Genomic DNA, 20,755 nt, shown 5'->3' on the forward strand with positions numbered 1-20,755 from the left:
GGCCGACGCCCCCGACCACCCCAGATACCCCAGACCGCTTGGATCAACGACCCGGCCAAGCGCAGGGAACCCGCACCACAAACCTCATAGCATCACAACCGTCTCATTGGACTTGAAATCTTCCGCGTCGCGAGCACGAGCCTGAATGCTCACTGCCATGACGCACGCTTCATCACCGGATTTACTTGTCCTGCACGCCGTAAGGGTGACCGGGGTGGCCAACGACACGGCGGTCTCCCGGCGCACCGGCATCGACCATGACACGGTCTGTGAACTGCTGCCGGACTTCGAAGCCTACGGGTGGGTGACACACGTCGCGTTCGGGGGCACCAGCGGCTGGACGCTCACCGAGCGCGGACGTGACGAGGACACCCGGAAACTGGCGGAGGAACTGGAGGAAGCCGGCGCCCGGGCCGCCGTCGAGCAGGCGCACAAGGCGTTCGAGATCCTGAACGGACGGCTGGTGCAGGCGTGCACCGACTGGCAGTTGCGGCCCACCGAGAGCGATCGGCTGGCGTCCAACGACCACAGCGACCCGGCGTGGGACGCCCGCGTGCTGGACGAACTCACGGTGCTCGGCGGCGGGTTGACCCAACTGGTCTGCGGGCTGTCCGACGCGCTCGCCCGGTTCGGCGGCTACGGCGAGCGGTTCTCCGCCGCCCTGGCCCGCGCCCGTGCGGGAGAGGGGCAGTGGGTGGCCGGGGTCGGTGTCCCCTCGTGCCATGCGGTCTGGATGGAGCTTCACGAGGATCTGCTGTCGACCCTCGGAATTCCCCGCGGCGCGGAACCGGGAACCCGGTAGGTTCGTTCCGTGGCTACTCGATATCTCTATCTGGCACGTCATGGCTCGGCGGACGCTTTCGGCGAGCTCACCGACACGGGGTACAAGCAGGCGGACCTGCTCGGCGAGCGGTTATCAGGGCTGCCGATCAACGCTGTGTGGCACTCGGTTCTGCCCCGCGCCGCCGCGAGCGCGCGCGAGATCGGCAGACACCTGCCGGGCGTGCCCGTGGCCGAGGCCGACGAACTCATCGACCATGTGCCCTACGTACCGAACGCGGCCGAAATGCCCCAGGCCTGGGCCGGTTTCTTCGACGGCTTCGAGGAGGCTGAGGCCGCGTCGGGCAAGCGGGCCGCCGAAGCCCTGGTGGCGCGGTTCACCAGGGCCCCCGAGCGCACCGAGCCTGACTCGCACGAGGTGCTGGTCACGCACGCATACCCGATCGCCTGGCTGGTACGGGACGCGCTGGAGGCCCCGCCGACCCGATGGCTCGGCCTGGACAGCGCGAACACAGGGCTCACGGTGATCGAGTACCGGGCCGGTCTGTCGCCCACCCTGGTGATGTTCAACGACATGAGCCACCTGCCGGGCGACCTGCGCTGGACCGGATTCCGGGCGGCCGCACGACCGTGAGGGGCGGCTGCCGCGACCCGGGGTCGTCCCGGGTCCACCCCAGAGATTCGCGGCGTCCGCGGGGCGGAACTCTGGGGGTGTGCCGGAGGCGTACCGGAGACATCATCGGATGACCCTCTTCGGTCCGGGAGATCAATTCGTATGCCTCACGGCCAGCACGCTTCCACGACCTACGCCAACGAACTCTGCGATCCGGAGCTCTACCAGCAGGGGAACCCGGAAGACCTGTGGCGGCGGATGCACGCCGCGGCGCCCGTTCACGAAGGCACGTACGAGGGACGCCGGTTCCATGCCGTGCTCTCGCATCCGCTGATCTCCCAGGTGCTGAAGAACGCCAGGGGATTCTCCTCCGAGCGGGGGATGCGGCTGGACCAGAACCCGGCCGCCACCTCGGCCGCGGCCGGAAAGATGCTGATCATCACGGACCCGCCGCGGCACGGCAGGATCCGGCGCATCGTCAACTCGGTTTTTACGCCGCGCATGGTGAGCCGTCTCGAAGAGAACATGCGCGCCACGGCCGCCGCCGCCGTCGACCGGGCGATCGAGGAGGGAGAGTGCGACTTCACCACCGTTGCCGCGCGCCTGCCGCTCTCGGTCATCTGCGACATGCTGGGCGTTCCGCCGGAGGACTGGGACTTCATGCTGGACCGGACCATGGTGGCGTTCGGGTCGGACCAGGCCGACGAGTTCGCGATGGCCGAGGCGCACGCCGACATCCTGTCGTACTACGAGGACCTGGTCCGTCGCCGTCGCCGCGAGCCCGGGGAGGACGTGGTCACCGCGCTGGTGAACGGCGTCATCGACGGCACCGGGCTGACCGACGAGGAGATCTTCCTCAACTGCGACGGCCTCATCTCCGGCGGCAACGAGACGACCCGGCACGCCACGATCGGGGGGCTGCTGGCCCTGATCCAGAATCCCGCGCAGTGGGCGATGCTCCGCGACGACCCCGGGCTGCTGCCCGGCGCCGTTCAGGAGGTCCTCCGGTTCACCAGCCCGGCGATGCACGTGCTGCGGACGGCGGTCGTGGCGACCGAGATCGGGGAGTACGCACTGCACCCGGGGGACCCGGTCGCCCTGTGGCTGGCGGCCGGCAACCGCGACCCTGAGGTGTTCGCCGATCCCGATCGTTTCGACATCACCCGGCACCCGAACCCGCATGTCGCCTTCGCGGCCGGCCCGCACTACTGCCTCGGCTCCGCGCTGGCCACGTCCGAACTCACGGTCTTCTTCGACGAACTGCTCCGGCGCGTGAGCGGGGCGGAGCTGACCGAACTGCCACGCCGTACGCGCTCGATCCTGATCCGGGGTTACGACTCGGTTCCCGTACGGCTCGCCGCGGCCTGAACGGAGCGATGACAATGACAGGCTCGCCCACCACCGAGCGCCGCCGACTACGGCTGCCGGACGGCCGACTCGTGCGGTGCACCCGTCCGGCCGAGGCGTCGCTGATGTGGCGCGAGATCAGCGGCGACGGCTTCTACCGGCGCGCGTCGCGCGGGCTGCGGCCGGGCGACACGGTGCTCGACATCGGAGCGAACGTCGGACTCGTGTCGATCGCCTTCGCCGCCGAGAACCCGGGCCTACGGGTGATCGCGGCCGAACCAGTGCCCGACACGTTCGACTGCCTCCGGGCGAATCTCGACCGGTACGTTCCCGGCGGCGTGGCCGTGCGCACCGCAGTGGCGGCCACGGCGGGCACTCAGCAGCTCACCTACTATCCGGACGCGCCGGGCAACTCCGGCCTGTACGCGGACCGGCAGGCGGACGACGCCCTCACCAGGACCTTCATGCGCAACGGCGGCATCGACGACGAATCCATCGACCTGCTCATCGAGGGGCTGCACGACGGCCACAGCCTTGAGGTCCCGGTCACGACGGTCTCCGGCCTGCTCCGCGAGCACGGCATCGGGCGGGTGGCGTTGCTGAAGGTCGACGTGGAGCGCGCGGAACTGGACGTCCTGCGCGGCGTCGCCCCGGCCGACTGGTCCCGGATCGACGCCGTCGTCGCCGAGGTGCACGACGAGGAGCAACGCCTTGCCGAGTTCTGCGACCTGCTCCGCGCGGCGGGCCTGTCGCCCGAGACCCGGCAGGATCCGAGCCTGAACGGAACGGAGCTCTACGAGGTGTACGGAGACCGGTCGTGACGGCGTCGCTGGTGACACTGGGGGCCGTCGGCCCGGGCACCACCCGCACGCTGGTCTGCGTACCGCACGCCGGTGGCAGCGTGGTGGCCTTTCGGGGGTGGGCCCGGGTCGCCGCCGCGGCCGGCCTGGCGGTCCGGGCCGTGCACTGGGAGGACGCGGCCGGCGCGAACGGCCGGCGGACCAGCATCGAGTCCCGGGCCGACACGCTCGCCGCGGAGCTGCGGGACCTCCCGGAACCCTGGGTGCTGCTGGGACACAGCCTCGGCGCGTTGATCGCCGCGGAGACGGCCCGGTGGATCGAGGAGCAGGTCAGCGGCTCGGCCCCGGAGCGGGTCGTACTCTGCGCCGCGGCTCCACCCGGCTACCCGCGCGGCTTCCCTCCGGGTGTGCTCACCGCCTCCGACACAGGCATGGCCCAGTATGTACGGCGGCTCGGTGGCACGCCCGAGGAGATCCTGAGCGATCCGGAGTTCGGCCCGCAGCTGCTGACCCAGCTGCGCAACGACCTGGACCTGATCGAGCGCTACGAACCCGCCTTCCCGCGACCGCTGTCGTCGCCGGTCTCGGTCTACGGCGGGGCGTCGGACGGGTCGGTGCCGATCGAGGTGCTGGACGGCTGGCGGGCCTTCGCTCCCCAGGCCCGGGTACGCGTCTTCCCCGGAAACCACTTCTTCCTGCACGACAGCCCGGCCGACGTCTGCCGGGAGGTGGCCGCCGACTGCGCGCGGACCAGCCAGGACCGCCTCGGCCGGTAGCATCGCGACGTGTCCAACGAAGCTGGCCCGAACACCCCGGCCGCCTTGGCCCGGCTCGTCCTTTCCGACCGGGCACGCGACGTCGTCGACGGCGCCCTGAGGCTCGTCCCGACCCTGGACGACGGGCAGCGCCCACCCGGCGACCTGCTGCTCGAAGCGCTCCGGGTGCGTGCGCAGGTCGACAAGCTCGTGACCGCCGCGGTGCTGAACGCCCGCGAGCCGGACACGCCCCGCACGACCCTGGCCGACCCGCGGAGCACATCGCGATCACGCGGGTCTTCTGCGGCATACCGCTGACCGGCCTGGACACACCGGCCATGAGGGTTCCTCGGCCACCGTTGGCCACCGTTGGGCACCGTTGGGCGGAAAGCCGGTCAGCGCGGACCGGCCGCCTCCCAGCGGAACTCCACCGCTCGCCGTTCGGCCCCTTCCCTCGCGTGGATGTCCCCACACCGCCCCCAACGGCCGGGCGGAAGCCCGGGCATTTTCGGCCACCCTCGGTGGCGGCCGAACGCGCCGCGTAACCTCGCAGGCATGGAACCACCCGCCCCGGGCGCATCGCAGGACACCGCAGGGCAGAGCGCCGCAGCCGCAGTACGTGACACCGCAGCGCCGGACGCGCGGAGCGAAGCACGCCGCCGGCTGGACGCGTACAGCTACCTCAGCGCGCCCGAGCGGCTGGAGCACCTCGCGATCATGCGGGTCTTCTGCGGAACCCTCCTGGCGGACCTGGCCGTCCCGGACGTCCTGGCCAAGCTGCGCGAGGACGCCGGCCCGGCGGCCGGGCTGGACGCCGACGTCCTCACGGCCCGGCTGGAGCAGCTGGTGCGGTGGGGGAACCTGCTGCGCAGCAGCCACACCGTGAAGGCGTCCAGCATCAGCGAGTACCAGCGGTCCCGCGCGCGCTACCAGCTGTCGAAGCTGGGCGGGCGCATCCAGCGGGACGCCGACGGCGTCCTCGCCGAGGCGGACGCGGCCCGGGAGGTGAGCAATGAGCTGCTCGCCCTGGTCGAGCGGGGACTCGGGGAGCTGGCGGAACTCGTGACGGCGCCGGGCGGTATCGAACCGCAGGACGGGCTGGAGCGGGTCAGCACGCTGTTCGTGCAGTTCTCCGAGTTCGCCGACTCCATCCGGGACTTCTACGCCTACCTCGGCCAGGTCCTGGCCCGGTACGACCTGGACAGCGCCGAGTACCAGGGCTTCAAGCAGCTGCTCCTCGACTACGTCGAGGCGATCACGGAGGATGTGTCGTTCCGTGCGCCCCGGATCTCGGCCGAGCTGGACACGCTGTGGCCGCATGTCCCGGGTCTGCTGGCCCGGCTGGACACCCACGCACAGGGGCTGACCGGGCTGTCGCCGGGGGGCGACGGCCGACCGGAGACACGGGTCCAGCGCAGCCGCGGGCGGGAGTACGCCGACTGGGAGGGCCTGCGCGGCTGGTTCAGCGACACCCACGGCGACGGCAGCCAGGTCGACCAGCTGCGGGACGCCACCCTCCGCGCGTTGCAGTCACTGCTCGCCAACGCCAAGCGGATGCTGCGGTCCGCCACCGGGGAGATGTCCCGGCGCAGGGATCTGCTGCGGCTGGCCCGGTGGTTCGACACGGCGGCCCCGCAGGACGCGCACGACATCGCCGTCGCCGCCTTCGGGCTGTACGGCGCCCGCCATCTGGGCATACCCCCGGCCGCCGACGAGGTGGTCCCCGCCTACACGAGCTGGTGGACCGGCCCGGTGGTCGAGGTTCCGGTGGCCCTGCGGGAAAGGGGCAGCCGCGCCCAGCGGGGCCGGGCGTCCGCGGTGGAGGACCACTCGGCGCAGAAGCGGAGGCTGCGGGAGGCGGCCCGTCAGCGGGCGGCGGCCAGGGCGGCTGCTGCGGGCGAACTGCGCAGCGCGTCCGGCCGGTTCGCGGAGGTGCGCCTCACCTCGGAGGCGCTGGGGCTGCTTCTGGAGCTGCTGGCCACCGCACTGGGGAACGCGCAGCTCCGACGCCGCGCGGGCGCGGACGGGAGCGGGGATCTGGATGGGCATGGGCACGGGGACGGAGACGGGGACGGGCACGGGGACGGGCATGTTGACGGGTACGGGTACGGGGACGGGGACGGGCATGTCGGCGGAGGGGGTGTGACGGAGTTCGCCCTCGACCGGGCGCACAGCGCGGACGCCGAACTGGACGTCCGGCTCACCGTGCGACGCACGGCGGGTGCGCGGTGCGTGCTGCACTCGGTCGACGGCGACCTGCTGCTGGAGGACCTGGAGTTGGACGTCAGCCGCGCCTCCTCGTCCGACACCGCCGCCGACGCCCCCGCCGACACCGCAGCCCCCGCCGCCGCCCGCACCGCCGCCGACACCGCGAGGGCGAGCGTGTCATGACCCTCCCCTCGACACACGACGTCGCCCTGGCGGCCGAGCGCCGCTCCGCCGCCCGGCTGCTGCTCGCCCATCCGCTGGTCACCTCGGACGGCCCGCACGCCGACCTCTTCCCGCTGATCCGCAGGCACGCCGACTGGCTGGGCAAGCGGTTCCAGCAGGTGCTCGGCTACCGCCTGCTGGTCGACAGCTCCTACGCCCGGCTGTTCAAGGCGGGGCTCGGGGCGGGCGCGGGCCACCGGCTGGAGCGCTCCACCGGCACCCCGTTCAGCCCGCACACGTACGCCTGCCTCGCGCTGGCCCTGTCCGTACTGGTGACCGCCCCCGAACAGCTGCTGCTGTCACAGCTGGTGGCCGATATCAGGGCCGCCGCGGCCGACGCGGAGATCGAGCTGGAGGAGACGGGCAGGGCTGCCGGGAAGCGGACCCTGGTCGCGGCCCTGCGGCAGCTCGTCGAGTGGGGCGTCCTCATCGAGACCGAGGGCCAGGTGGCCGCGCTCGCGCAGGACGCGGGCGGCGAGGCCCTGATCACCGTGGACCGCGAGCGGGCCCGCGCGGTCGTCGCCGGCCCGCTCGCCCAGGCCCGGGACGGGGCCGACCTGGTGCGGCGGGCAGCGGACCCGGGGTTCGGCGGTTCTCGCGCCTATGTGCGCCGGATGCTCGTGGAGACGCCCGTCGTCCATCTCGACGAGCTGACCGACGCCGAACGCGACTGGCTGCGCACCCGGCAGCGCCGGGAGGCGCAGGCGTTCTCCGAACTACTCGGCCTGGAGATGGAGATCCGCGCCGAGGGCGTGGCTCTGGTGGACCCCGAGGACGAGCTGACGGATCTGCACCTGCCCGGTACGGGGACGGTGGCGCAGGCCGCGCTGCTGCTGGTGGAACGGCTCGTGGAGCGCCTTCGGCCGCGGGAGCCCGGACACCCGGCGGCCGGGGGGACGCTGGTGATCGGTGTGGCCGTCCCCGACGGCCTGGTGGACGAGTTGCTGGCCGGGCTGGTCGCCGAGTACGGGAAGCGCAGCAACTGGCAGCGCGGCTATCTGGAGGACGTCCCGGCCCTGCGGGAGGCCGTGCTGGACCTGCTGGCCCGCATGGGGCTGATGGCCCGCGGCGGCCGGCTGCGGGCCGAGGGGGCGGGCCTGCCGGAGGGGTACGGAGAAGAGGTGCCGGAGGGGCGCACGGTGACCGCTGTGCGCGGGGCACGTCCCGGCGGCGAGGGCTGGGTCCTGACGGCCGTGGCAGCACGCTACGCCACCCGCGTGACCGTCCGCCCGGCCGCGGCAGCAGGCAAGAGCATCGAAGTCCAGGAGGAGTTGCCGTGGTGACCACCGATGGGCGTGGGCTCGTCCCACTGCCGCGTTCCGGCCCCGCGACCACCGCCGGGACCGCCGGCACCGCGTCGACGACGGGCCCTGCGACGACCACCGCAGGAACCGCAGGAACCGCGACGACCGCCGGGCCCGCGACGACCGCCGGGCCCGCGACGGCTGCGGGGCCCGCGACGGCCGCCGGCACCCGCTTCCGGCTGCACCGCGCCGGGATCCAGAACGTCTGGCAGTACGACGAGCAGGAGTTCGCCTTCGGCGACGGACGGCTGCTGCTGCGCGGCAAGAACGGCGCGAGCAAGTCCAAGGCCCTGGAGATGCTGCTGCCGTATCTGCTGGACGGCGACTCGCGGGCGCTCGACGCGACGGGCACCGGCCGGACCACCCTCGCCTGGCTGATGCTGGACGGCTTCACGCAGACGAACCGCCTCGGCTACCTGTGGGTGGAGTTCCGCGCCACGGCCGAGGACGGCGACCGCCGCCACCTCACGCTCGGCGCCGCCGTCCGCGCGTCGAAGTCGACGCAGAAGGCGCTGCCGACGTTCTTCGTCACCCCGCTGCGCGTCGGTGAGGACCTGCACCTGGTCGAAGGCGGGAAGCCGCTGCCGGTCGACCGGCTCAGGGAGATCATCGGCCCGGACGGCGTCACCGACCGCGCGGTGCTGCACCGCTCACGGGTGGCCCGGGAGCTGTTCGGCATCACGGACGCGACCCGCTACCGCAACCTCACCCAGCTCCTCCACCGGCTGCGGCGGCCCACGGTCGGGGACCGGATCGAGCACGGCGGACTGGCCCTGCTCCTGAGCGAGACCCTCCCGGGACTCGACGAGGAGGTGGTCGAGAAGGTCGCGCGCAACCTCCATGACCTGGACGCCGTACGCGACGAACTCGGCCGCCTGGAGCGCACCGACACGGCGCTGCGCACCTTCCTCGCCGGCTACCGCGGCTACCTGTCCGGAGTCCTGCGCGGCTCCGCGCAGGCGGTGGGCCGGGAGCTGGCGGTCCTCGGGCAGCGTCGCCGGGCGGCCGGGGACGCCGCGCAGCGGACCGGCGAGCTGCGGACGCAGGAGGAGGAGTCGCAGGCCCGGCTGGAGACCCTGCGCGAGGAGGAGGAGGCCGCCAGGACCGACCTCGCCGCCCTGCACGCCGGCCACGCCTTCCGCAGCCTGCGCGAACTGTCCGAGCGCCGCGGCACGGTCGAGGCGCTGCGCACCGCCGCCGTCGCCGCGTTCACCGGCCTCGGCACCGCGCACGGTGCGGAGGAGGGCGCGGCGGAGCGGCTGGCCGACGGTGTCGAACACCTCGGCGGGCGGCTCGCCGAACTGGGTACCGAGCACCGGGAACTGCTGACGCAGGCGGAGAAGGCCGGGCTTCCCACCGGTCATCTCGGCGAGGCGGTCGCCCTGCCCCGCACGGTCCGCTCCCAGGCCGTCGAGACGCTGCTGACCGGTCCGGACGGGGAGACCCGCACCGTGCGGCGGCCCTCGGCCGTCCGGGTGGACACGGACGCGGTGCGGGACGGGCTGCTGTCCTGGCAGGGGCAGTTGGCGGACGCCGAGACGGTCGTGCGCAACCGGGCCCGGATGGTCCAGGAGGTGGCCCGCCTCACCGCGCGCGCCCAGGAGTCCCTCGGCCGGGCGGCGCACGCCGACGCCGAGCGGGAGCGGCTGGAAGGCGAGGCGGAGGAGGCCGCGGGCCGTCTCGAGGCCGACCGGCGGGAGGTCGCCGGGGAGAGCGCCGCCTATGCCCGCCGGGTGGCCGAGTGGGCGGACCGCACGCGTACCTCCGCCGGGCACGCCTGCCCGCCGCTGGACGCCGTCCTCACCATGGTCGCCTGCGAGAGTTCCGCCGATGTCCCGTTCGCCGACCGTACGCTGCCGTCCGGCATCGACGGCCAGGCGTGGCAGGTCGCCCATGCCGCACTGGAGCCGTACGGCGAGGAGCTCACCCGTCGCCGCGACACCCTGGCCCTCGCCGTGGGCCGGCTCGGCGAGGATCTCGACCGGCTGTCGGGTGAGAAGCGCGGCTGGGAGCGGCGTACCGATCCGGAGCCGCCGGTCCCCCACCACCGGGCCGCCGGGAGGGCGCCGGGCACCGGAGCGCCGTTCTACCGGCTGGTGGACTTCGCCGATGATCTGAGCCCCGCCCAGCGGGCCGGTCTGGAGGCGGCGCTGGAGGCCGGGGGGATCCTGGACGCCTGGGTCGGCGCGGACGGCGTTCCGGCCGACCCCGGCGCGTGCGACACCCTGCTGCGTCCCGGCCTCGCGCTGCCGGAAGGGCCGACGCTCGCCACGGCGCTGCGCCCCTCGCCGCAGCCCGGGTGCGGGGTCACGTCCGAGCGGGTGGAGCAGCTGCTTGCCGCCATCGCGCTGGCTCCGGCCGGGCCCGGGCGGACGACGGCGCAGGACACGGCGCACCACGCGGCGCACGAAGCGGCGCACGAACACGAAGCGGTGCACGACACGGCGCACGACACGGCGCACGACACGGTGTACTACGACGGAAGCTGGCGCGTGGGCGTCCTCAGCGGGCGGCACCACAAAAGTGACGCCGAGTACGTGGGGGCCGCCGTACGCGCCGAGACCCGGCGGCGCATCCTCGCCGAGCTGGCGGAGCGGCTCACGCAGGCGGAACGGCGGCTGGCCGAAGCCCGCCGGGAACTCGCCGAGGCCGATGCCCGGCGCCGGGCCCTCCGGCTCGCGGAGCAGGACTTCCCTCGGGCACGGGCTCTCGCCGACGCCTGGAGCAGGGTCGATTCCGGTGAGCGGACGCTGGGCGAACTGTCCGCCAAGGCGGCCGGCGCGGCACGGCTGGCCGAGGACGCCCGCGCGCTCGCCGTGGCCGCACGCGCCGAGGCGGAATCCACCGCCACCGCCCACGACCTGCCCGGCGACCCCGTCTGCCTGGAGCGCGTACGTACCGCGCTGTCCGCCCTGCTCACCGGCGTCGGGCATCTCCGCAGGGCGGTCGGCGGCACGGGTGAGCGGCTCGGCGCCCAGCAGGCCGACGCCGAGAGGTACGAACGCGCCCGGGAGGACCGCCTGGCCGCGGAGGAGGGCTACCGGCTCCACCTCGCCGGCCTGCGCACCGCCGAGCAGGACCTGCGCACCCGCGAGGAGGCCATCGGGGCGACCGAGGAGGAGCTCCTCGCCCGCGAGCGGGAGACCAGACGGCGTATCGCGCACGCCGCCCAGGCCGTCCCGGCGGCGCAGCGTGCCCGGGACGACCTCCACGACCTGCGGGTGCGCGCGGAGGAGGACGAGAAGCGCCTGCGCGGGTTCCTGGCGGACCAGGAGGGGGCGGTCATCGCCTGCGGCGGCACCCTGCGCGGCGCGCTCGGCCGGCCGGAGGTGGTGCGCGGCGCGGGCCTGGACCGGTCCTCGCTGCCCGAGGACGTGGTCGACGATCCCGGCTCGCACGTCCGCAGCCGGCTGCGGGCACTGCGGTCGCTGGCCGACGCCGTGGAGCAGGCCCTCGGCCCCTCGAAGGGCGAGGTGTCCGACAGCACCCTGCTCAACCGGCACACCGAACTGCGCGACCAGCTGGCCGGCGGCTACGACGCGCAGCTGGAGGAGCGCGACGGGATCAAGGTGTGCCGGCTGATCGACGACCACGGCTCCCACGATGTCGCGGCCGTGGGCGAGCGGATCGCCGTCGAGGCCGCGGAGGCCCGGGGGCGGCTCACCGAGCGGGAACGCGACGTGTTCCAGCGGTTCCTGACCGGTGAACTCGGCGACCACCTCTCGGCCCAGGTCATCACCGCGGCGAACCTGGTCGCGGCCCTCAACGGCACGCTCCGGACCGTGCGCACCTCCCACGGCCTGGGCGTGGAGCTGCTGTGGAAGCTGGACGAGGACGTGGACGCCGACGTGCGGGCGGCCGTGGAGCTGCTGCGCAGCCCCTCCGGCCTGCGCACCCGTGAGCAGACCGAGCGGCTCCGCGAGGTGCTGCAACGCCGGATCGAGGACGCCCGGCGGGCCGATCCCTCCGCCGGTTACGCCGCCCATCTGCGGACCGCGCTGGACTACCGCGACTGGTTCCGCTTCCACGCCTTCGTGGTCGACGACGCCGCCCCGGGCCGCAGACGGAAACTGACCGGCCGCACCGGGCTCAGCCAGGGCGAGCAGCGGGTGCTCTCCTACCTGGTGCTCTTCGCCGCGGCCGCCGCCCACTTCACGAGCCTCGCCGAGTCGGCACCGCACGCGCCGCGGCTGATCCTGCTCGACGATGCCTTCGCCAAGGTCGACGAACCGACCCACGGGCGGCTTGGGCGCATCCTCGTCGATCTCGATCTCGACTTCGTCCTCACCAGCGAGCGGCTCATGGGCAACTGGCCCGAAGTGCCGTCGCTGCACATCTACGAATGCCTCCGCGATCCCCATGTGCGCGGGGTGGCCACCCTGCACTACGCCTGGAACGGCCGGCAGCGGCGTCTGGTGTCCGTATGAGCAGGCTGCCCGAGGCGGCCCGGGACTGGCTCGCCGGTCCCGGGCTCGCCAGGCTCTGGGAGGCGGTACGCAAGCGCCTGGAGAGCAACGGCGTGCAGGCCACCGGTTCCCTCCGGCTGACCTCGGTGAGCGCCCGGGAGCGCAACGACCTGTCGCTGCTGCTGGGCAGGCCCGTCACGGGTGCCGCGGTGACGGTGCGCCTCGATGTGCTCGACCGGCGTCTGCGCGCCTCGGCGGCCGGGCTCGGGCTGGGGGACACCGTGGCGGAGCTCGGCCCTCCGCTCACCGACCGCCGTGCCGTCCGCGCGGGCATCGCGGCACAGCGCGCGCACATCTGGTCGTCGCTGGCCTCGGCGCTGGACGCCTCCCCGCTCGCCGGCCAGGAGTGGACCGGCCAGTGGTACGAACTGCTCCGCCGGACCGGCGTACCGAGAGGGGTGGCACCTGACGCGGCGGTAGACACGCTCCGGCAGGCGGTGCGGGTCCTCACCCTGCTGCTCGGCCCCGGACGGGACGGCCCCCGGGGCCGGGGGGACCTCGCCGCCCTGGCCACCGGATCCGCCCACGGCCTGGACGACGGCACCTGGCTGGCGCGCCTGGTCCAACGCGGTATCGCCCTCGCCCACGGCACCGACCTCCCCGGCGACGCCGCCGGCCGGCGCGCCCTGTGGCGGCTGGTGTCCGTCACACCGGACGAGGTCTCCGGCACCGTCCTGGCCTACGGGCTGCGGCCCGTCGGCGGAGGCTGGCGGGAGCGGGCCCTGCGGGAGCGGGCCGACCATCATGCCGAGGCCCATCTCACGCCGCGCGATCTGCACGCCCTGCGGCTGCGGCTGCCCGCCGGGGCGGTGGTCCACATCTGCGAGAACCCGCGCGTGGTGGAGGCCGCGGCGGACGCCGCCTGCCTCCGCCCCCTGGTGTGCACGTCCGGCAGCGCCGCCACGGTGGTCCTCACCCTCCTCGACGCCCTCGCCGCCACCGGCTGCCGCTTCGCGTACCACGGGGACTTCGACTGGCCGGGCATCGCGCTGGCGAACCGGATGATCAGCCGCTACGGGGCCCGGCCGTGGCGCATGGGCGCCCGGGACTACGAAAACCTGGCCGCCCGCGGCCGGAGCGCGGGGATCCCCCGGCTGCCGCTCGACGGCCGGCCCGTCGAGGCGGCCTGGGACGCAGGTCTCGCCCCCGCCATGACCGCTCTCGGGGTCGCGCTCCACGAGGAGGCCACCCTCGACCTCCTGGTGGGCGATCTGTCGGGTCGGGGGTAGGAGCGCCCCGGGGCACGGGGCGGGCGCCGCAGGGAACGCGCCCCGGTGCAGCACGCAGGGGGCGGGCGCCGCAGGGAACCTGCCCCGGTGCAGCACGCAGGGGGCGGGCGCCGGCCGTACGGAACGCCGACGGCCCCCGCGCCGCGCGTCCCCGGCGCCGCCTGCACGATCTGCGCGTATCCGGCGCGAGGCGCGTGTCGCGTATCGCGTATCGCATGCACGACGCGCGTGTCGCCACCCGTTCGCCAGGGCGTTTCGAGATTCCGCCCTTGGGCGTATTGGGGCCGCCGCGACCTGTGGGAATGCCACGGCACCCCATGGGCCCGGAATCACCGGGCCATTTCGCTGCGGTCGTTTGATCACAAGAGCTGGTTGCCTGTCCCCCTGAAGCGCGGCGTCATCGTCGGGACACCGAGTCCTGGCCCGCGCCACTCGGAGGGTGGTGAACATGCGTACCGCACGTCTTCTCGCCGGCAGTGCCCTGGCCCTGGCCGCACTCGGCACCTCGGCTCCCGCGGCAGTCGCCGAAGGGTCCGAGGTCACGGTCAGTCCCGAGGTGGGTTACCCGGGCTCGACCATCACCGTCAGCACGGAGGGGGCCTGCGACCCGGAGGCGACCTATGCCAAGGGGCAGGCCGAGGTCGGGGGTCAGATCAACCTGGTGGAGGGCAGCCGCGCCGGGGCGCTGGAGGGCACGTTCACCGTGCCGGACAACGCGAAGGAAGGGACGTACGACATCACGGTCAAGTGCCCTCCCGGGGTCCTCGTCAACTCCGAGTTCGAGGTCGCCGGCCGCCCGAACGGCGCGGTGAGTGGCGGATTCGGCGGCGGCGGCGGGATGAACAGCACGGAGTTGGCCATCGGAGCCGCGCTCGTCCTCACCGCGACCGCGGGCGGTCTCCTCACACTGCGGCGCCGGCGCGGCAGCGGTTCGGCGGCCTGAGCGTCCCCCGGCGCCGGCCCACGGGACCCGCCACCTCCGTCATCGAGACCGGAGCCCGGACCGCTATGGGACGCAGACGTTCCCCTCTCCTCACGCCGATGAGGTTCTTCGGCGTGATGCTGCTGGTCGGCATCGGCCTGCTGATGCACGGACTGCGCGGCGAGACGGCTCCCCAGCCGTCCGCCGCCCAGGCCTTCACCGTCCCGGCGCCGAGTGCGGCGCCCTCCCGCGGGCCGGCCGCCCCGACCCGGCTCGCCGCCCCGACCCCCGGCAAGGCGGCCAAGTCGCCACCCGGCACCCGGCCGCGCTCCGTCCCGGTGCGGCTGCGCATCCCGGCCATCGGCGTGGACACCCCGATGATCAACCTGGCACTGGGGAAGAACGGTGTGCTGGAGGTACCGCCGGTCGACAGCGCGCAGCTCGCGGGCTGGTACTCCCGAGGGCCCGCACCGGGGGAGGTCGGTGCGGCCGTCGTGGCGGGCCATGTCGACACCCCGACCGGCCGCGCCGTCTTCTACCGTCTCGGCGCGCTCACCAAGGGCAGCGCCATCCAGGTCACCCGGCTCGACGGGCGCACGGCGCACTTCACCGTGGACGCGGTCGAGGTGTATCCCAAGCACTCCTTCCCCAGCACGAAGGTGTACGCCGGCACCACCGTTCCCCAGCTGCGCATCATCACCTGCGGCGGGGGCTACACCAAGAGGACGGGCTATCTCGGCAATCTCGTCGTCTACGCGACGCTGAAGCGCATCGCCTGAGCCCCCTCCCTCGTGAGTGCGCTCTCCCGTCACCCCTCCCGCCGTGAGCGCGGCGTCCGGCCAGGCCCGCCCGCCGTGAGCGCGGCCTCCCGCCGCTTCCCCCGTCCGTGAGCCCGGCCTCCCGCCGCCTCGGCCCCTCCCCTTTCTGCCTCCGGTCGCGCGTCCCTCCCGCGCGCCTCGGATCCATGTCCCGGAGGTTGTCCACAGGTCGCGGAGGGAGCGACCGGATTGTCTGCGCCGCGGCGCAGAATGGGGGCATGACTGAGATCACCGAATCCACGGCGTCCGACGCGCCCGCAGCCGCTCCCGCGGACCCGCCCGCGGGCCGTGCGGGCGGGTCCGCGGACATGCCGACCTGGGAGCAGCGGTTCCGCGCGCCCCGGGTCTCGCTGCCCGACTGGGCGGAGGACGCCCCGCACCGTGCCCTCTTCGTCTCGAACGCGACGGGGACGTACGAGCTGTACGCGTGGGACCGCGCCACCGGCGAGCAGCGCCAGGTGACCGACCGGCCGAACGGGACGACGGACGGGATACTCACTCCCGACGGCGCATGGATCTGGTGGTTCGCGGACACGGACGGCGACGAGTACGGCGTCTGGATGCGGCAGCCCTTCGGCGGCGGACCTGACGAACCGGCCATGCCGGGCCTCGCACCCTCGTACGGCGCGGGCCTCGCCCTCGGCAGGGACGGGACGGCCGTGGTGGGCCGTTCCACCGACGAGGACGGGACGACGATCCATGTGACGCGGCCCGGCGGTGGGCCGGTGGAGATCTACCGCCACCGGGAGTCCGCGGGCGTCGGCGGCCTCTCCCATGACGGGACGCTGCTCGCGCTGGCGCACACCGAGCACGGCGACGCGATGCACTCGGCGCTGCGGATCGTCCGGCTGGACGGGACGACGGTGGGCGAGCTGGACGACACCAAGGGCGGCACGGAGGAGCTGGGGCTGGAGGTCCTCGGCTTCGCCCCGGTGCACGGTGACACCCGGCTGCTGGTGGGCCACCAGCGGCGGGGGCGCTGGGAGCCCATGCTGTGGGACGTGGCATCGGGCGAGGAGACCGATCTGGCGCTCGACCTGCCGGGCGACGTGAGCGCGGAGTGGTACCCGGACGGCTCTGCGCTGCTCGTCGCGCACAGCTTCGAGGCGCGCAGCGAGCTGTGGCGGTTCGACCCGGCCACCCGTGAGCTGACCCGGGTGGAGACCCCGGCGGGGACGGTCTCGGGCGCGACGGCCAGGCCGGATGGCACGGTGGAGTACCTGTGGTCGTCCGCCGCGCAACCGCCGAAGGTCCGCTCCACGGCGGGGCGGGAGGTGCTGGACCCACCGGGGATGAAGGCGCCGGGCTCGGTGGGAGTGGAGGACGTGTGGGTGGAGGGCCCCGGCGGCCCCATCCACGCTCTGGTGCAGCGGCCCCGGGGAGAGGGGCCGTTCCCGACCGTCTTCGACATCCACGGCGGTCCCACCTGGCACGACAGCGACGCGTTCGCGGCCGCCCCGGCGGCCTGGGTGGACCACGGCTATGCGGTGGTCCGGGTCAACTACCGGGGCTCGACCGGTTACGGGCGGGCGTGGACGGACGCGTTGAAGCACCGTGTCGGGCTGATCGAGCTGGAGGACATCGCGGCGGTCCGCGAGTGGGCCGTGGCCTCCGGCTTGGCCGATCCGGCGAGGCTGGTTCTCACGGGCGGCTCGTGGGGCGGCTATCTGACGCTGCTCGGCCTGGGCACCCAACCCGGTTCCTGGGCCCTCGGCCTGGCGGCGGTGCCCGTCGCGGACTACGTCACGGCCTACCACGACGAGATGGAGGCTCTGAAGGCGATGGACCGCACGCTGCTGGGCGGCACGCCGGAGGAGGTACCGGAGCGCTACCGGGCCTCGTCCCCGCTGACGTATGTGGACGAGGTCACGGCTCCGGTCTACATCTCGGCCGGGGTCAACGACCCGCGCTGCCCGATCCGCCAGGTGGAGAACTACGTGGACCGCCTCGCGGCGCGCGGCGCGGTCCACGAGGTGTACCGGTACGACGCGGGCCACGGCTCACTGGTGGTGGAGGAGCGGATCAAGCAGGTACGGCTGGAGCTGGACTTCGTGGAGAGGCACCTGCGGTAGCGGCCACGGGACCCTTGCGGCACGGGCCGCTGACGACCGGGGGCAGCGGAGCCGGGCACCAGACGACCCGGGAGCAGGACAACCCGGGGCAGGACAACCCGGGGCAGGACAACCCGGAGGCAGGTGGGCGCCGGGAGTTCCGACGAAACCGGAGTCCTGGCGCACGGTGAGTCGGACGGCACCCGAGCCCTGACGACATCGAAAGCCCGGCCGGCACGGAGACAGGGCGACCGCGGCAGCCGGGCGGCACCGCTCCCGGCGGCGGGCCGCCGTCGGCAAGCGGCAAGCGGCAAGCGGCAAGCGAGGGTACCCGATCGGGGGACCCGGGAGAGGGGGAAGGCGGTGCGTTCCGTACCGTGGAGGCGTGTACCGGTTCCTGCTGACGCCCCGCTGGTGGGGGATCAATCTCTTCGTCGCGCTGGCGATCCCCTTCTGCGTCTTCATGGGGACCTGGCAGCTCGGCAGGTTCGAGGATCGCGTCGACACCCACCGGGCCGCCGAGCAGCGCACGGAAGCGGGTCCGCAGCCCGCCGCACCGCTCGCCGAGCTGCTGCCGGTGGACCAGAGCACCTCGGGGCGGCTCGCCACGGCCGCCGGCCGGTACGGCGAGCAGTTCACCGTGCCGGGCCGGGAGCTGGAGGGCCGACCGGGTTCGTACGTCCTGACGCTGCTCCACACCGACACCGGCAGGGCCCTGCCGGTGGTGCGGGGCTGGCTGCCCGCCGGAGCGACGGCACCGCCCGCTCCGGCGGGTGAGGTGACGGTCACCGGGGCGCTGCAGGCCTCGGAGACCCAGAGCAGCGAGGGGGTGCAGACGGCGGGCGGGCTCCCGAGCGGTCAGCTGGGCATGATCAGCGCCGCCTCGTTGGTGAACCTCGTACCGGACGACGTGTACGACGCGTGGATCACGCTCACCACCGCGCCCGAGGGGATGCGCCCGGTGCCCGCAGCCGCGCCACAGGGGAGCGGGCTCGACCTCAAGGCGTTCCAGAACCTCGGCTACACGCTGGAGTGGTTCGCCTTCGCGGGTTTCGTGCTGTTCATGTGGTTCCGCTTCGTACGCCGCGAGGCGGAGACCGCCCAGGACCAGGCGCTGGGGCTCGACCGGGTGTGACCCGGCGGTACGGGGCTCGTATGACCCGCCCCTGCGCTCCTCCCCCACACACCGGCCACACAGCGGCCACGAACCGGCGAGCCGGGGAGACAGCACCCGCCACCGCACAGCGGCCACGAACCCGCCGCACCCGGCGCCGAGGGGCGACCACCGCCGACCGCAGCGAACCGGCGGCACACCCCGGCGTGGCCGCCGGCACCGGCCACTGCGTCCCGCCCGCGAAACGGTGGAACCCGGACTCCGCCGGAGCAGCCCACAGGGCCCGCGGACCTCCCGGCGCTGCCGCGGTGTCCGGACGGGTGAGCGCGCCGACCGGACGGCTCACCGAAGGCGGCCGGCCCCCACCGCTTCCGGGCGCAGGACCTACGACGCCGCCCGCACGCACCGGAGGCACCGGACGCACCGGACGCGGACCTCACCGGCCCACGGCCCACGGCCCACGGCCGTCATGAGGGGTTGAGCAGCCCGGTGCGGTAGACGGTGCCCGCGCAGACGTTGGTGACCGTGGCCTCCGCATGAGGTGCGCCCGGCTCGGGGGTGTAGACCACCAGGACGCTGCCGTCCGCCATGGCCCCGTCGTCGAGCTGGGGTTCGGTGGCCGAGAGGGCCCCACTGCCGTCGGTGGCGCCCGACGCGCCGTCCGTGGACGCGGGTTCGGGCGAGGAACCGGCCGTGGGGCAGGTCTCCGAGGGGACGAAGGCGAACCTGACCTCGTATCCGGCCTCGGGCTTGAGCACCATGGCGCCGACTTCCCGGGACGGGTCGGGCAGTCCACTCGCCGGGTCCCCTGTGGTGTGCGTCACCACGCTGATCGTCGCGGAGTCCGCGGCACCGGCCGTACGGAAGGTCACCGCGCCCGACGCGCCGATCGTGCAGTCGCTCGCGGAGACGTTGGCGATGCGGAACATGCCGTACACCGTGCCGTCCGCGTCGGGAGCGTCGGCCTGCGCCGCGTCCACACCGAGTTGTCCGGCCTCGCAGGCAGGCGTCGAGGCGACGGTGCTGCCGGGTGACGCGCTCTCCGCGCTGTCCGGCGTGCCCTCGGTCTCGGCGGCGCCCGGGGCGGTGGACTGCCGTGCGGTGCTCGGCGCGCCCGGGAGGCTCGGCTGGCGCCCGGCGGGATCGCCGTTCGACGCCTGCCCGCCGTCGAGAAGCTCCTCCTCGCCGGTGCCGCCCTGGGCCTGCTCTCCGTGCCCGGCGGTCACCGGGCGGTGGTCGAGCCCGTCCGAGCCTGCCACATGGACGAAGGCGGGCACGGCGGTGCCGAGCAGGATCACCGACGCCGCCACGCCCACGAGCGCCTGGCGCTTGCGGGCGCGCCGCGCGGGAACGGCGCGGCGGAGCTGCTCCAGGGCACCGTCGGTGGGTTGGAGATCGCCGACGGCACCCTGGAGCAGCTGCCGTAGTGCCAGTTCGTCGTCACCGAGGCCGTCCGCGCCCGAGACATCGGGCACGGCGGCGGATGCCGTGACATCGGCGGCGGATGCCGTGGCACCCGGGGCGCGGGAGGCCGTCTGGTCGCCGGAACCGCCCGGAGCGCCGTGGCCGCTCAGGCCCTCCCCACCGGGGCGGTCCTCCCCGCGCCCACCCCGGCCTCCGCCATGCGGGCCGAGGTCTCCACCGCGCCCGCCCCGGCCTTCACCGTGCGGGCGGTGTGCGCGGCCGTGGCTGTGTCCGGCCGGAGCCGGGCGGTCCTGGGCCGGCCCGCCCGGAAGGTCGCGCAGCAGCCCGTCCCGGCCGGGCAGGTCGCCGAGAGGGGTGTCAGGGCCGGGGCGCGTGCCGCCCCGGGGAGTGTCCCCACCGAACCCCTGGTCGTCCGTTCCGTTCCGCGGCCCGTCGTTCACAGTCTCTTTCCCAGTCCGGTCGTCCAACGGCCCGTCCGGCCCGTAAAGCCCCGTCGTGTGCTCCTCGTCCGGCGTGTCACCGGACGTGCCCCGCGCGGCGCCCGGCCGCCGCCGGACCGTCCCTGCGGGGTCCTGCCACCGGCCCCACCCGTGTTCGTGCTCGGTCATGCCGTGGCCCCCATGGCGACGCGGAGCGCCGCGATGCCGCGTGAACCGTACGCCTTCACCGAGCCGAGCGATATACCGAGCGTCTTGGCGACC

General features: G+C 74.0%; 15 protein-coding genes and 1 pseudogene. 14 read left to right on the forward strand and 2 right to left on the reverse strand.

Annotation, left to right across the window (positions count from 1 at the left end):
• Window positions 1–157: 157 nt before the first annotated feature.
• The 14 genes from SCWH03_RS27905 to SCWH03_RS27970 all read left to right on the forward strand — a co-directional run bounded on the left by SCWH03_RS27905 (window position 158) and on the right by SCWH03_RS27970 (window position 18,650).
• A complete protein-coding gene (locus tag SCWH03_RS27905; protein ID WP_254077085.1) occupies window positions 158–802 on the forward strand; it encodes a transcriptional regulator in 645 nt (214 codons plus the stop codon).
• 9 nt (window positions 803–811) lie between these two features.
• Window positions 812–1,414, forward strand: a complete 603-nt coding sequence (locus SCWH03_RS27910) for a histidine phosphatase family protein (RefSeq protein WP_173267645.1) — start codon at window positions 812–814, stop codon at window positions 1,412–1,414.
• 141 nt (window positions 1,415–1,555) lie between these two features.
• Window positions 1,556–2,761 carry a cytochrome P450 gene (locus tag SCWH03_RS27915; RefSeq protein ID WP_173267647.1) on the forward strand — a complete coding sequence of 402 codons (1,206 nt, stop codon included), beginning with the start codon at window positions 1,556–1,558 and terminating at the stop codon, window positions 2,759–2,761.
• A 14-nt stretch (window positions 2,762–2,775) separates the two neighbouring features.
• Window positions 2,776–3,561 carry an FkbM family methyltransferase gene (locus SCWH03_RS27920; RefSeq protein WP_254077086.1) on the forward strand — a complete coding sequence of 262 codons (786 nt, stop codon included), beginning with the start codon at window positions 2,776–2,778 and terminating at the stop codon, window positions 3,559–3,561.
• Complete coding sequence (locus SCWH03_RS27925; protein ID WP_173267651.1) at window positions 3,558–4,316, forward strand: thioesterase II family protein; 759 nt, start codon at window positions 3,558–3,560, stop codon at window positions 4,314–4,316. Before SCWH03_RS27920 ends, SCWH03_RS27925 begins: the two co-directional genes overlap by 4 nt.
• 9 nt (window positions 4,317–4,325) lie before the next feature.
• The gene (locus tag SCWH03_RS27930; RefSeq protein ID WP_173267653.1) at window positions 4,326–4,613 is read left to right on the forward strand and encodes a hypothetical protein; all 288 of its coding nucleotides are present in this window, start codon (window positions 4,326–4,328) and stop codon (window positions 4,611–4,613) included.
• A gap of 237 nt (window positions 4,614–4,850) precedes the next feature.
• The gene (locus SCWH03_RS27935; RefSeq protein ID WP_254077087.1) at window positions 4,851–6,686 is read left to right on the forward strand and encodes a TIGR02677 family protein; all 1,836 of its coding nucleotides are present in this window, start codon (window positions 4,851–4,853) and stop codon (window positions 6,684–6,686) included.
• Window positions 6,683–8,008: a TIGR02678 family protein gene (locus SCWH03_RS27940; RefSeq protein ID WP_173267655.1), complete on the forward strand. Its 1,326-nt coding sequence runs from the start codon at window positions 6,683–6,685 to the stop codon at window positions 8,006–8,008. The genes SCWH03_RS27935 and SCWH03_RS27940 overlap by 4 nt, the downstream gene beginning before the upstream one ends.
• On the forward strand, window positions 8,002–12,456 hold the full coding sequence (locus tag SCWH03_RS27945; RefSeq protein WP_254077088.1) for a TIGR02680 family protein: 4,455 nt from the start codon (window positions 8,002–8,004) through the stop codon (window positions 12,454–12,456). Before SCWH03_RS27940 ends, SCWH03_RS27945 begins: the two co-directional genes overlap by 7 nt.
• The gene (locus SCWH03_RS27950; RefSeq protein WP_173267658.1) at window positions 12,453–13,724 is read left to right on the forward strand and encodes a TIGR02679 family protein; all 1,272 of its coding nucleotides are present in this window, start codon (window positions 12,453–12,455) and stop codon (window positions 13,722–13,724) included. The genes SCWH03_RS27945 and SCWH03_RS27950 overlap by 4 nt, the downstream gene beginning before the upstream one ends.
• Before the next feature lie 448 nt (window positions 13,725–14,172).
• Window positions 14,173–14,667, forward strand: a complete 495-nt coding sequence (locus tag SCWH03_RS27955) for a hypothetical protein (protein WP_173267660.1) — start codon at window positions 14,173–14,175, stop codon at window positions 14,665–14,667.
• A 65-nt stretch (window positions 14,668–14,732) separates the two neighbouring features.
• Window positions 14,733–15,425: a class F sortase gene (locus SCWH03_RS27960; protein ID WP_173267662.1), complete on the forward strand. Its 693-nt coding sequence runs from the start codon at window positions 14,733–14,735 to the stop codon at window positions 15,423–15,425.
• 257 nt (window positions 15,426–15,682) lie between these two features.
• Window positions 15,683–17,536: a S9 family peptidase gene (locus SCWH03_RS27965; protein ID WP_173267664.1), complete on the forward strand. Its 1,854-nt coding sequence runs from the start codon at window positions 15,683–15,685 to the stop codon at window positions 17,534–17,536.
• 364 nt (window positions 17,537–17,900) lie between these two features.
• Entirely contained in the window at window positions 17,901–18,650 is a 750-nt protein-coding gene (locus SCWH03_RS27970; protein WP_173267666.1) for an SURF1 family protein, read from the forward strand.
• A 446-nt stretch (window positions 18,651–19,096) separates the two neighbouring features.
• On the opposite strand, the gene SCWH03_RS27975 is transcribed toward SCWH03_RS27970, so the two are convergent.
• On the reverse strand, window positions 19,097–20,104 hold the full coding sequence (locus tag SCWH03_RS27975) for a hypothetical protein (RefSeq protein ID WP_254077089.1): 1,008 nt from the start codon (window positions 20,102–20,104) through the stop codon (window positions 19,097–19,099).
• 554 nt (window positions 20,105–20,658) lie between these two features.
• A pseudogene (locus SCWH03_RS29490) lies at window positions 20,659–20,755 on the reverse strand (SigE family RNA polymerase sigma factor); the annotation flags it as partial.

The organism is Streptomyces pacificus, from assembly GCF_011766325.1.
GTDB classification, from domain to species: Bacteria; Actinomycetota; Actinomycetes; order Streptomycetales; family Streptomycetaceae; genus Streptomyces; species Streptomyces pacificus.

Bases quoted from the DNA above. Each gene is read 5' to 3' on its own strand.
- SCWH03_RS27905 (WP_254077085.1), top strand. From the start codon at position 158: ATGACGCACGCTTCATCACCGGATTTACTTGTCCTGCACGCCGTAAGG.
- SCWH03_RS27915 (WP_173267647.1), top strand. From the start codon at position 1,556: ATGCCTCACGGCCAGCACGCTTCCACGACCTACGCCAACGAACTCTGC.
- SCWH03_RS27920 (WP_254077086.1), top strand. From the start codon at position 2,776: ATGACAGGCTCGCCCACCACCGAGCGCCGCCGACTACGGCTGCCGGAC.
- SCWH03_RS27935 (WP_254077087.1), top strand. From the start codon at position 4,851: ATGGAACCACCCGCCCCGGGCGCATCGCAGGACACCGCAGGGCAGAGC.
- SCWH03_RS27940 (WP_173267655.1), top strand. From the start codon at position 6,683: ATGACCCTCCCCTCGACACACGACGTCGCCCTGGCGGCCGAGCGCCGC.
- SCWH03_RS27950 (WP_173267658.1), top strand. From the start codon at position 12,453: ATGAGCAGGCTGCCCGAGGCGGCCCGGGACTGGCTCGCCGGTCCCGGG.
- SCWH03_RS27955 (WP_173267660.1), top strand. From the start codon at position 14,173: ATGCGTACCGCACGTCTTCTCGCCGGCAGTGCCCTGGCCCTGGCCGCA.
- SCWH03_RS27960 (WP_173267662.1), top strand. From the start codon at position 14,733: ATGGGACGCAGACGTTCCCCTCTCCTCACGCCGATGAGGTTCTTCGGC.
- SCWH03_RS27965 (WP_173267664.1), top strand. From the start codon at position 15,683: ATGACTGAGATCACCGAATCCACGGCGTCCGACGCGCCCGCAGCCGCT.